Source organism: Sporanaerobium hydrogeniformans, assembly GCF_002735925.1.
GTDB lineage: Bacteria > Bacillota > Clostridia > Lachnospirales > Cellulosilyticaceae > Sporanaerobium > Sporanaerobium hydrogeniformans.
Window position 1 is genome coordinate 1 of sequence record NZ_PEDL01000038.1, and the last position, 13095, is coordinate 13095.

The following is a 13095-nucleotide window of genomic DNA, read 5'->3' on the forward strand; positions in this document are numbered from 1 at the left end:
GCTTATCACGTCCTTCATCGGCTCTCGGTGCCAAGGCATCCACTCTACGCTCTTAGTAGCTTGACCTAATCCGTTCAACTTACGTTGACGGTTTGTCATTTGTGCCTTGTTAATCATCATAAATGATGAATACAAAGAATATAAATTTATCGGTTAAATTGTAGATATAAACCAACAGATTACCTGTTTGTTACCCTGACAACTTGCGTTATCATTAGGCGCTAAAATAATTTTAGCTTGCTAGTTAAACTAGCATTTGAAGTTTAAATCTATCATTTCGTAGTATTTGTTTTTCAAAGTACAAGTTATAGCTACATCCTTTGGGATGCTTCTATTTGCTCGCCATTTACTAGCGACTTTTACAATAATACACTAATACATTACATAAGTCAACACTTTTTCACCATAATTTTAAAAAATATTCTCTTCCCTAATTAAGCTACTCTAAATCCTAAAAACTTTACTTCATTCACTAGTATCTGCAAATGATATCGCCTAATTTACTGAGACTCTCTGCTTCTTTCCCAGCAACTATTTCCATCCCATAAAAGATGAAAACTCAAGAGTCTGTTCTGTAAATTAGGCGATTTACTTTGTTTCTAAAATGCTATTTCAAAGCTTATAATTTCAAATGGACTATATTTAAATTCCAAACTATTTTCATCTATACTATAGTCCTTTTCTTCTAAAGCATCCTCTAAAAGATTTACCTTAACAGCTTCATAAATAGGTAACTTAAAGCTCACTTTACCTATTCCACGTTCTCCTTTAAGTTCAACAAGGCGTAGGATAAGTTTCTTTTCTCCTGCTTTAGCATATTGAGGGCGCTTAACAGCTTGTATGTGAAGGTTATTTCCCTCTATTTGCATAAATTCAAAAGCTTCTTTACTTTCACTATAGAAACGTAAAGGTGTATTAAGTGCCCAAGCCGCTTCAATAATACCTGCGTCTTCTAGTATTTCTTTATGTGGCATTAATACATAAGTAAAGGTATGAATGCCTTTATCACTATTTAGATCAGGACGAATTGGGCTTCTTAATAAGGATAGGCCGATTTGTGTTTTATCAAAAGATACCCCATATTTACCATCATTTAATAAAGCAACACCATAGCCATGCTCAGAAAGGTCTACCCATTTATGTGTACATACTTCAAAGCGCGCTTGTTGCCATGTGGTATTTTTATGTGTTTCCCTTACAATTGTCCCTGCACTTGTATCACACTTGGCATGACGTGATAAAATGTTAAGATTAAATTCCGCTTTTGCTAATCTGTTTGTCTCTTGCCAATCTACATAGTTTTCAAAACTTACTTTGTTATCATCTTTATAGAATTTAATGGTTTGTTTCCATATAGAGCATTTAAGTTTAAACTGGACTTCAAACGCCACATATACTTCCCCTGCTTCTACAAGAGCAAGTGGACGTACCACTTCTATTTGATCTTCTCTTTCCTTATAATTCTCAAGCACATCCCACGCATCATACATACCTGGATTATCCTTATAAATCTTAAGCTCATTGATTTTCTTATTTTCCTCAACTAGTTCACGTTTATCTGTTTTTACATAAAGACTAGAAAGTGTCCCATCTTCATGAAGGTGAGCCCTATAGAAAGGTGTTTCAAGTTTACCATCAATGAAACTATACCAAGCCACATTATCTTCTTGTCTTTCACCTAATACAAGCTCTTGACTTCCTAAAGCAGGTATCTTCTTCCCTGAAACCCACAAGCCTTCTTCTCCTTTTAAAGTACCTTTTTGAGTAAAAGCTCCTTCTACAGTTGTTTTTACATCAAATTGACCTGGGATAAAGAATACTTCTTTTCTTTCCCAACCTAATGTATTTACAGCTGTTAGTCGTTTAGACGTCCCTTCTGGATGGTGTAAACCTAAAAACGCAGAAACCTCTTCAAAAACTTTTGTCAAATCACTTAGTACCTCTTTATATTCTCCTAATGCATCCTTTTCTACAGGTGCAATATGTGTTCCTGGTAAGATGTCATGAAATTGATTAACAAGTACTTTTTTCCAACACTTATCAATGATTTCATAAGGATATTCATAACCTTTAAGTGCCGCAATACTACTCAGCATTTCTACATCTCTTAAAAAGATTTCAAGTTCCCTATTATATTTTTTAAGAATACCTCTTGTGGTAAATGTTCCTCGGTGCATTTCAAGATAAAGCTCGCCATCCCACACACTCAGCTTATCATTTCCTTCTAAATTCTCTCTTAGGAACTCATCTCCACGGATATGTCTAGTTTTAGGAAGAGAAGGAATGTTTGGTAGTCTTTCCATAAACTCTAACATCTCTTCTGTCGCACCACTTCCACCGTCACCATAACCGAACATATTAAGGGTTTCATTACAGCTCTCTTTATCTTGAAAGCTTTCCCAGTTCTCAATAATTTGTTCTGGCGTATTCCAACTGATGAAATGAGTAGGTGGCACACATGCTAATACTTCTGTTCCATCAATTCCTTTCCATATAAAGTTATTGTGGGGAAATTTATTAGTATCGTTCCATGTAGACATTTTATTGGATACGAAATATTTCATCCCTGATTTTTGAAGGATTTGTGGCAAAATCCAAGAGTTTCCAAATACGTCTGGTAACCAACAGTTATCTACTGTTATATCAAATTTTTCTCTAAAATAGTGTTGTCCATACATACACTGTCTAACAATAGACTCTGCTGTTGGAAGATTACAGTCTGGTTCTACATACATCCCACCTACCACTTCAAAGCGTCCTTCTTTAATACGCGCCTTGACTTCTTCAAAGATTTCTGGGAAGTGTTTTTCTAACATTTCATAAGTATATGCTTGTGTGTGACAATATTTAAATTCTGGATAACGATCCATTAATCTTAGCTGAATAAGGCAAGTACGAGCATTCTTTTGTACGGTATGTATCTTTCTCCAGTAATAGGCTATATCTAAGTGTGAATGAGCTACTAATGCTACATTTCCTATATTACCATAATCTTTATTTTCAAAAATAGTTGTACGTAAATGCTCTTTTAATTTTCGAATACCTACTTCATAAAGGTTGGCATCTGTTTCTTCATAATCCACATAATTAAGTGCTGCATACGTTTCTCTTGTGATAAGCTCTATAACATCTTCATTAATATACTCACATTGCATCGCATCTAATAAGATTTTAAGATCGTAAACAGCTGCCTGAATCTCTGGGTTAATCACGACAAAGTTCCCACCATCAAAGACTTGCCTACATCCTCTTAGATGTGAAGTCTCTGGGTTTCGTTCATCATCTGGCTTAGAACGATTATAGCCTTCCATTTCTAATAGAAATGTAGTCGTTTTATCCTCTGCCTTTTTAAGAAGCATACGCTCCCTATTAGGATCCAAGCCACCTGCCCATGTACCATTCACTTTAATGATCATTTCAGAAGCTGTTGTAAACTGAAACCATACTTCTTCATCCTTTAATTCCTCAGGTAGAGTAACCGTATTGCGTAAGAAAACGGTCCCATCAGGTGAGAAGAACATCTCTCCATCCTGAATCTTCTTATAGTCATCACTATAGAACTCATAGTTCATCTCTGTCACTTGCCTACCTTCACGAATCTCCCACCCCTCTAAGTGGAAGCTCTTTTTAATTACTCTTGAGCTAATCCATTTTGCTCTTAATGAAATCCATTCCTCTTTACTCATAGAACGTCTTGCAACTTTTACGTGTGCCATAATTTTACCCCTCCTCTCGCTTACTTATCCCAAAAATAGGGCTTCTTTACTATTATTTTAACTGTTAATTGCTTCTTCCAGACTTTATCAATCTCTTGTACCATCCAGTCCTTAAAGCAACCTGAAGTTAAAGGACAACGTGAACACTCACCTTGTACTTTAACTGTTAATACTTGCCCCTCCAGACTCACGAAGCTTACCTCTCCGCCGTCTCCTTGAACTCTGGGATTAATTTTTTCTTTAATAAACTTATTAAGCTCCTGCGCTGTTAATTCCATACTACTTCCCTCTTTTCTGCTAATCCTTGTGAGCATCTTCTTTTTTTACTATCGCCTTAACCTTTAACCGCTCCATCAGTGACTCCTGCTACGAAGTACTTATTCAGGAAGACATAGGCTATCAAAATAGGCACAAGAGCCATAATTGTTCCGGCTAACATGATATTCCAGGCTGTTACCCCATCCCCTTGGTCTTTAAGCATAACAACTCCTACAGTTAATGGTCTAAGCTCTGGTTTAGAAAGTGTAAAGGCAAGTGGTGTCATAAAGTTATTCCAGGTATCTCTAAACGTAAGAAGAGCAACAGTTGCTAAAATAGGCTTAATGAGTGGAAGAATAATCATATAGAAGGTTTGAAAAAAAGTTGTGCCATCTATATTAGCTGCCTCATCTATTTCCTTACTAATCCCATCACAGTATCCCATAATAATGATTGTAAACATGGCTTGCCCTGAAGCCACTTGTGCAATAACCATCCCCCATATGCTATTTAATAATCCAAGAGATTTACTTAATCTAAAGATAGGGTAAATAGTTACTGCACCGATAAGGAAAATCATAAAGCCCATAGAACCTTGAAGAAGCTTTTTCCCTTTAAATTCTGCACGAGAAAGCACATACCCCGTCATTGCTGTGGTTAAAACGGTTAAACCTACTGATAAAGCTGTATATTGAATACTATTCCACGTGTATCTTCCAAAGTTTGCTTGTGTCCATGCTGTCACATAGTTGCTAAGTGTCCATTCTGTTGGGAAGATTTGTGTCCCCCCCTTTAAAAATTCTTCTAGTGACTTAAAGGAGCCACCAAAAGCATAAATAAGCGGAAAAACCGTTAGAAGTGTTGCAATAATTAAAAGCCCATAGCAAAGTACCTTGCTCAAGCTAAATTTTTTTAAAGTTTTATTCATCATGATGCTGCTCCTTTCTAGTCTTCATAATTCATTTTCTTAGTAAAGAGGAGGTAAATAATTGCTACACCACCTACTATAAGTGTGGCTACAATGCTTACTGCACTGGCATAACCTTGCTGTGGAATACCTGTGTTTTCAAAAAAGTAGCGATAAATATACATAGTCATAACTTCTGTATCTGAACCCGGTCCACCATTTGTAAGAGATTTTACAGAATCAAATAGTTTAAGCGCATTAACAATAGATAACATTGAAATGATTTGAAACATTTTGCCAAGCATTGGCACAGTAATTTTCATAAAGGTTTGAAGAGTGTTAGCGCCATCAATTTTAGCACTTTCATACACATCTCCTGGTATTTTTTGAAGAGCTGCTAAGAATAAAAGCATAAAAAATCCAATATCATGCCAGCTTAAGAAGCTGACGATAACACCTTTTGCCATAAGGCCATCTCCAAGCCAAGAAATAGGGTTTTCAATCATATTTGCAGCTATTAATATTTCATTGACATAGCCGTTATAAGAAGCAAATAAGAAATAAAACACAATACCCATAATGGCGGTACTTGTGATACTTGGCAAAAAAAGTACAGCTCTAAAAAAACCACTTGCCTTTAATTTACCAGATACCATAATTGCAAGGATTAAAGCAATAGGTACTTGAATAAGTGAAACAACAATCCCTATTTGGAAAGTGTTTTTAACTGTTAACCACCAAGAAGAATCCTGTAAAACTCTTATATAATTTGTAAAGCCCACAAAATCTGGTGCAGACATCCCATTATAGTTAGTAAAACTATAAAATAACACATAAAGAATTGGATAAATTCCAAATAACACTATCATTAGCACAGTGGGTGTAATCATCAGATAGGTTTGTAATTTTAGGTTACTAAGAAAACTTCTTTTCTTTTGAACTGCTTCCATATATGTTTCCCTCCTTAAAATTCTCTTTTGTACATAAAGAATGCAAGCTATAGGTACTCTACAAATCCTCCCTACACCTTGCATCTTTGTTAAGTCGTATAACCTCTATTATCTTTCTTCTAACTTGAAGCCTTCAATTTTAATATCAGATTCTTTAACTGTTCCTGCTTCGAGAGCTTTAGCTAAAGCATCATTGTATCTTTGTGTAAGTGTTTCAAGTTCTTTTGTTAAGTCGACATTTTCTCCAGTAACTATTTTAAGGAATAAGTTTGTAAATACTTTATTTCTGTTATCTCCTTCTACTGCAATATTATCTTGGATAGTCATTGGAAGTGGTGCAATATCATCTAGTTTGAAATTGTATTCAAGGCCTTGAAGACCTGCTTCTTCTACTGGAAGAGCAGCAACATCATTAGCTGGTAAATATGTTTTAGGTTCTGCTTTAAATTGTTGTGCTATCTCACTATTTTGAAGTAGGAATCTTAAAAACTCTTTTGCACCTTCTTGATTTTTAGAAGAACTTGCTACTGCAAAGTCTACACCTGCAAAACCTAACCCTTTTGTATAGGTTTCATCTGCAAATACTGGGATAGCTGCTGTTCCCCAATTAATATCTGTTTTAATTTGTGTGCTATAAAGGCCAGATGTCCAGTTGCCATCAATATACATACCTACATTACCTTGAGCAAAGTTAGAACGCATTGGATCAACTGCTAAAGTTTCATAGCCTGGGAAAAGAGAACCATCTTTTGCCAAGTCTACATAAAACTCAAGAAGTCTTTGTTGTTTTGTAATATCAAACTGACCTGTTGTAAAATCAAAACCATACTCTCCGGCTACGTTAGCTGCAACTGTCATTGGGTCAAGTACACGTTCCCAAATATTTCCTGCTCCTAAGTAAAGACCGAAACCATAGCTTTTTCCTTCACCTTTTTCAGTGATGATTTTAGCCATTTCACGCATTTCTTCTAAAGTTGTTGGTGGTGCTTCTGGATTAAGACCAGCTGCTTCGAATAAATCTTTATTGTAAAGCAAACGGAAGGCTGTTACTCTTGTTGGAATGGAGTACATATCCCCATATAATTCAATTTGATTAAAAACAGGTTCAAAAATATCTGCTTTCATGTCTTCTGTAATAACATCACCTACAGGAGCAATCAGTTTTTGTTCAATAAGTGTAGGTACTGAAAAGTTACCACCAAGTTCAAAGATATCTGGTGCATCACCAGAAGTAAGTGCCATATTTACAACGTTGGCATAGTTATCACCATAACCTTCATATTTCACAGTATATTTATCTTGACTTTCATTAAAAGCTGTAATAATGGCATCAAGTGCAGGGTCTGTTCCACTTGCTTTTGACCACATTTTAATTTCTTGTTTGCTCCCTGTACTACCTTCTGTCTGAGCTGCTGCTTCAGAACCTTCTTGTTTTGATCCACAACCTACAAGAGAAGTTAAACCAACAGTCATTGCCATACCAAATACTGCTAATTTCTTTAAGTTCATTATAATTCCTCCTTGATATTATTTATCTAAGTGTTCATTTCTAATATTATGTTACCATTTCAAAAAGCTTGAAATATACAATATTGTTACCAAAAGATTTGATATTGTACACTTTTTTGGTATAATAACACTAACTTTACATAAATCAATATTTGTTTTTATATAAATTGTATCATTTTACTTATAATTAACCTTTATGTAGACTTTTAAAGGAGTATACTCATGCTAAAAATTGTATTTATAGACGATGATGAATCCATTGTAGAAGGATTGAATTTTATATTAGACTGGCAAGCTCTAGGCATTGAAGTAGCTGGCTGTGCTTATAGCGGCAAAGAAGGCTATGACCTTATACTAAAAGAAAAGCCTCACCTTTTGATTACAGATATTCGTATGCCACAGCTAGATGGGCTATCTATGCTTGATGCCCTTAAAAAACATGTACCTGATATGAAAATTATTATTTTAAGTGGCTATGATGATTTTGAATATGCTCAAGGCGCTATTGAAAAAGGTGCCTTTTCCTATCTTTTGAAACCTCTTCGAAAAAATCAGCTATTAGAAAAAATAGAGGCTGCTACCAAACTTATCAGAGAAAACCTCTCTCATGCAGAAAGGCAAGAGACTCTTACTCTTCTTGCAAAAGAAAAATACCTGCTGGATCTTCTAAAAGGTACAGAAAAGATTCATACAAAAGAAGATATTAACACCCACCTCTTCCCTTTAAGTAGTGTAAGAGAATTTTATGAAGTAATGCTGATAGACTGCCAAGAAATGCCCCCATCCATTTCCCCTAGCCTATCTCTGTCTACCTCTCTTACTCCCTATCTTGAGAAGGAGGGTATGGAGCCCCTTATTCCTTACGAAAGCAATAAATTTATCATCTTATTAAGAGGCTCATGTGGTTCTCATTTAAAGCAAAAGCGTCATAAACTCATTGACTTTCTAAACCTTAATATCGGTGACTTTTTAGCTATAGGCGTAAGTAGTATTTCAGATAATATTTGTCTTTTAAATACCTTATTTGAACAAGCCTTGTATGCCCTTAATGAAACCTTCTATAGCTCTGATAATATAGTAGTTTTTGATAAGTCTACTGCACCGAGCTATTCTGAAGTTATTGATGCTCGCCCCTATATGGAGGCCATTTTAAATCATGTTAAAGAATTAAATGAGCCTGCTGCTACCCTTCAAATTAATGGCTTCTTTAATTATCTTGTTACCCAAAAGAAATGTCCTTCTAATCAAATCTACATAGAAACTATTAGTCTTCTAGTTTATCTTAAAAACTTAGCTTACTCCTTTAACCTTAAGGAAAGCAGCTTTTTTAGTTATGACATTTATCGGGTAACTTATCTTAGAAAGCATTATAAGAATTATCATGAATTAAAAAGTTGGGTTTTAACCTGCACCTTAGAACTTATTCATCAGCTAAAAGCAACCAAAACAACCTCTACTGATTTTCTTATTGAACAAATTAAAGCTTATGTTCAAGAACAAAATGGGCTTATAACTCGTGAGCAAACCGCTCAGCATTTCCACATTCATGCGTCTTACTTAAGCCGTATCTTTAAGCAAGTAACAGGTATTAGCTTTATTGACTATGTTACACTTGTGAAACTAGACAGGGGTAAGCTGCTCCTGCTTAATTCTACCTTGCAAATTCAAGAAATAGCTGAAGAACTTGGTTATAACAATGCGCAATATTTCTCTACTGTTTTCGAAAAATATGTTGGTCTAAGCCCTACTAGATTTCGTAAGCAAACTAAATCTCATTAAAAGGATGTAACTATGTATCAAAAAATATTTCATACACTTAAAGGTAAAATTATAGCTTGTTTTTTCATCTTAATTGTTATTTGTGTGAGTCTATCAGGTATTATCTCTTACCAATATATGGCTTGGCAATTAAGAGAAAACAGCCTAGACTACTCTGAAACCTTAGTAACTAAAATAAATGATTCTATTAATTATGTAATAGAGGACTTAGATACGCTTTCTAAGGTTATTATCATCAATCCCCATACTATGCTTCTTTTAGGACAAGAAACCTCAACACTTGACTCTAATAGTAGCTATCTCCTTGCCAAAGATTATATTGATTCCCTAACTTCCTTTAACCCTAACATCTTAGGGTTGTTTATTACTGACTTAAAGGAGCAGCATTATAGCTTTGGCTTTAACTCTAATTTCCTACCTCGTTATGATATTCAAAATGAAAGCTGGTTTAAAGCCTTTTGGGAAAGTGATAGTATGACTTATCTTGTCTCTCCTTATGAAACTAATAGCTACATGCCTAGTGAGATGCTCTCTTTTGTAAGAAAGATTAAATCTTTGGATCAGAAAGAACCTATAGGCTTAATTAAAATAGACATTAAAGCTAACTTTTTTAAAGAAATTGGGACAATTAATGCTCTTCATAATCACAATATGGTAGTATTGGATCGTACCAATGTACCGATTTATTATAGCAATCCCTCTAAATATAAAACTAATCATACAGCCTTTTTAAAGGCTACCTCAAACTTACAAGGCTATTTTCATTTAAAGGAAAATCAAGAGTCTGAAATTATTACCTATAAAAAATCCCCTTATAGCGGTCTTACAGTCGTTTTAACGATTTCTGAGAAAGATTTATTAAGTGGACTTCCTCATCTTAGCCAACGTATGTTTAATAGCGTATTAGTTTGTATTTTTATAGGTGTCTTATTAGCCCTTTTTATTTCTAAATCACTTTCACAAGCTGTTGCACGTTTAGCAAAAGGTATGCAGTCAGTAGAAAAAGGAGCTTTTGATACCATTGTCGTACCTACAACTCATGATGAAATAGGTTATCTTACTACTTGCTTTAATCAAATGACCTCACGTATCAATGAACTCCTTCATCTTAATAACGAAATTACTAATAAGAATATTAAAGCAGAGCTTAAAGTTTTGCAAAGCCAAATGAACCCACATTTTCTCTACAATACACTCGAGTCTATTCGTATGAAGGCTATTGCCAATAAGCCTGAGGATGTATCTTATCTCATTGAAGAGTTAGGTGAACTCCTCCAATTCACTCTGCGGCATACCAGCGATTTTGTGTCCTTGGAAACAGAATTATTCTATCTTGAAAAATATATTAACTTACATAATATCCGCTTGCGCCATAAAATCGCTTATCATTTTCCTAAAGGCCCTCTCCTAAAGGAACTCAAAATTCCCAAATTCATTTTGCAGCCCCTTATTGAAAATGCTATTATTCATGGCTTAGAGCCTATAGAAGAACGCTTTATCAGTATTACAGTGATGCAAGATGGAGATAAGATTATTATTACTCTATACAATAATGGCGTACCTATGAAATCAAAACAAGTTGCAGCTTTAAATGCACTTTTCGAAAAAAATGCCTCTACAGATACCCAGCATATTGGTCTTTCAAATGTAAACAATCGACTCAAGCTCCTCTACGGTATGGACTATGGTCTCTTCATCCCATATGATGCTACTGGCACTACCATTCAGCTTCTTCTCAATATACACCTACCACCACAGCTTTATTCTACTTCTTAATTAAAAATGAAAGGGACTTTGTACAGCTCATTTAATGAGTTATACAAAGTCCCTTTCATTGATTTAAACATTAAACTTATTAATCTCTTGTATAAGCTTATCCGAATATTCTTCGCCTCGCTTAATATTACTAATAATTTGATTGGATTCCTCAAGAATTTCTGTTGCAGCTGTTGCTATGCCTGTTATGCCAAGGGCTCCTTCATCAGCAGCCTTTGCAACCTCACTAATAGAAGATAGGACATTCTCTATTGAAGCTGATAATTCTTCTGCTGTGGCACTAAATTCACTTATTAGATTGTCTATGAAGTCTGCATCCTCTTTATAACTATTTGTCACTTCAAGAAATTTTTCATAGTCTCTTGATACATCTTTATCTACAAACTCAAGTAGCCGATTGGCATTTACTGTTAGATTGTTCATAGCCGTTGTTACTTCTTTAGTTGTTCCTTTAATATTAACTACAGCATTTTTTGATTGTTCAGCTAATTTACGAACCTCTTCCGCTACTACAGCAAATCCTTTTCCTGCTTCTCCTGCCCTAGCTGCTTCAATTGTAGCATTAAGTGCCAGTAGGTCTGTCTGATTTGCTAAGTTCATAATAACTTCCGATAATATATCAATTTCTTCAACTATTTTAGCTTTAGCAATTGCCTCTTTAAGGTTACCTTGTATTTCTTCCTTCATGTTTATTGCATTTTTTTGTAGTTCTTCTACTTCTGCCTTAGTCTTTCCTACAGTATCTGTCATATAGACAACTTTAACTGCACCTTCCTGTGAGCGTTCAGCAATGGACTTTGATGCCTCCACTATTTCCTCAATAGTTGCTGACATACTTTGAGTTGAAGCAGATGTCTCTTGCATACCTGCAGCCAACTCCTCTGAGGTGGCAGATACACTTTCAATATTCCTATACAGTTTATTAATACTCTCATTAATTTCTTTATTGATTACTTCACTCGTCATAACACTCTCTTTTGCTTCCGCTATAAGCTTTGCTATGGAGTCTTTCATTTTTTGCATACTATTTGATAAGTAGCCAAAATCATCTTTTCTATTTATTAGCTTATGAGGAATAGGTTCTCTAAAGTTACCCAGCTCCATCACACCAAAATAAGATACAACTCCTTTAAAACCACTCATAATACTTTTTAATATGAAAAGAATACTTATGGAGGATACTATAAAGCTTACTACAAATATAAGCATTAATTGAACTTTAATAGCTTCTATTTCCTTTTTAACTTCATTGGTATTCTCTTCAATAAAATTATCTATGTAATTCGTATAGTTGCCTGTTCCTATCACCCACTTAAATGGCGCAAATGCTTTACTATAGGCACGTTTAGGTAAAAACTCTGTTCCACCTTCTTCTGGGAAGGTATAATCAGTAAAGCCTCCTCCCTCCTTACCTACATTAATTATATTCTCTACCATTTTATAGCCTTGACTATCTACTGCTGCAAGCCTATTGGTGCCCTCCACATCTGAACCTAAAAGAACAATGTTATCTCCTTCATAAGTGTCAATCCAAAAATAACCTTTATCTCCGTATCTTAATTTTCTAACCAAGTTAGCTGCTAATCTTTTTGCTTCTTCTTCTGTATATGTTCCTGCTTTGTAGTCATCATATACTGTTTGTATCAATGAGATAGTATTATCTACTTGCTGCTGTATTGCAGTATCGTAATCCTTTCGTATACTATCTTCTAACACTTTCAAGGAATGATCTAGAACTATACCATATTTCCATAATGAGGTTACTGCAATAATTATCATAGAACACATCATCAAGGTGGTTAAGACAATAATCTTTGTCTTTATTTTTACATTATTTACCATATACTCGCCTCCCTTATCTGTAGTGGTACTTTACTGTATAAATTTAAAAAGATATTACAATTTGTACAGTAAGCATTGTATATTTATTATATTATATATTTCTTGTTTTGTTTATATTTTTCTTCAAAATCTACATAATTTTAACATATTTTATACCTTATACATCAAAAAAGGATAGTCTTAAGTTATCTAATAACTTAAAACTATCCTTTTTTATCCTAATGAACATTCAAAACAAAATAGTAACCATTCCAGTTGTTTCCTTAGAAAGGAGGTGATCCAGCCGCACCTTCCGATACGGCTACCTTGTTACGACTTCACCCCAGTCATTGGTTTTGCCTTAGACGGCTCCCTCCTT

Annotated in this window: 8 protein-coding genes and 1 rRNA gene; 2 read left to right on the forward strand and 7 right to left on the reverse strand. The window is 34.7% G+C overall.

All coding sequences use genetic code 11. The features are described from left to right. Nucleotides 1-599: 599 nt before the first annotated feature. The 5 genes from CS063_RS16745 to CS063_RS16765 form a co-directional block, all read right to left on the reverse strand. On the reverse strand, nucleotides 600-3716 hold the full coding sequence (locus tag CS063_RS16745) for an alpha-mannosidase (RefSeq protein WP_099450830.1): 3117 nt from the start codon (nucleotides 3714-3716) through the stop codon (nucleotides 600-602). 20 nt (nucleotides 3717-3736) lie between these two features. After that, entirely contained in the window at nucleotides 3737-3994 is a 258-nt protein-coding gene (locus tag CS063_RS16750) for a NifU family protein (protein ID WP_180270840.1), read from the reverse strand. A gap of 56 nt (nucleotides 3995-4050) precedes the next feature. Next, complete coding sequence (locus tag CS063_RS16755; protein WP_308415556.1) at nucleotides 4051-4905, reverse strand: carbohydrate ABC transporter permease; 855 nt, start codon at nucleotides 4903-4905, stop codon at nucleotides 4051-4053. A 14-nt stretch (nucleotides 4906-4919) separates the two neighbouring features. Then, nucleotides 4920-5831: a carbohydrate ABC transporter permease gene (locus CS063_RS16760; protein WP_180270841.1), complete on the reverse strand. Its 912-nt coding sequence runs from the start codon at nucleotides 5829-5831 to the stop codon at nucleotides 4920-4922. 108 nt (nucleotides 5832-5939) lie between these two features. Then, nucleotides 5940-7340 (reverse strand): ABC transporter substrate-binding protein, encoded by a 1401-nt coding sequence (locus CS063_RS16765; protein ID WP_099450833.1) that lies wholly within the window; start codon nucleotides 7338-7340, stop codon nucleotides 5940-5942. A gap of 222 nt (nucleotides 7341-7562) precedes the next feature. Here CS063_RS16765 and CS063_RS16770 point away from each other — a divergent pair, with 222 nt between their 5' ends. Together CS063_RS16770 and CS063_RS16775 are read left to right on the forward strand one after the other, a co-directional pair. Next, a complete protein-coding gene (locus CS063_RS16770) occupies nucleotides 7563-9119 on the forward strand; it encodes a response regulator transcription factor (protein ID WP_099450834.1) in 1557 nt (518 codons plus the stop codon). A gap of 12 nt (nucleotides 9120-9131) precedes the next feature. After that, on the forward strand, nucleotides 9132-10895 hold the full coding sequence (locus tag CS063_RS16775; protein ID WP_099450835.1) for a sensor histidine kinase: 1764 nt from the start codon (nucleotides 9132-9134) through the stop codon (nucleotides 10893-10895). A 63-nt stretch (nucleotides 10896-10958) separates the two neighbouring features. Here the strand turns inward: CS063_RS16775 and CS063_RS16780 are convergent, their stop codons facing one another. Together CS063_RS16780 and CS063_RS16785 are read right to left on the reverse strand one after the other, a co-directional pair. Continuing rightward, the gene (locus CS063_RS16780; protein ID WP_099450836.1) at nucleotides 10959-12737 is read right to left on the reverse strand and encodes a methyl-accepting chemotaxis protein; all 1779 of its coding nucleotides are present in this window, start codon (nucleotides 12735-12737) and stop codon (nucleotides 10959-10961) included. Nucleotides 12738-13004: 267 nt separating this feature from the next. Next, nucleotides 13005-13095, reverse strand: a 16S ribosomal RNA gene (locus tag CS063_RS16785); the annotation flags it as partial.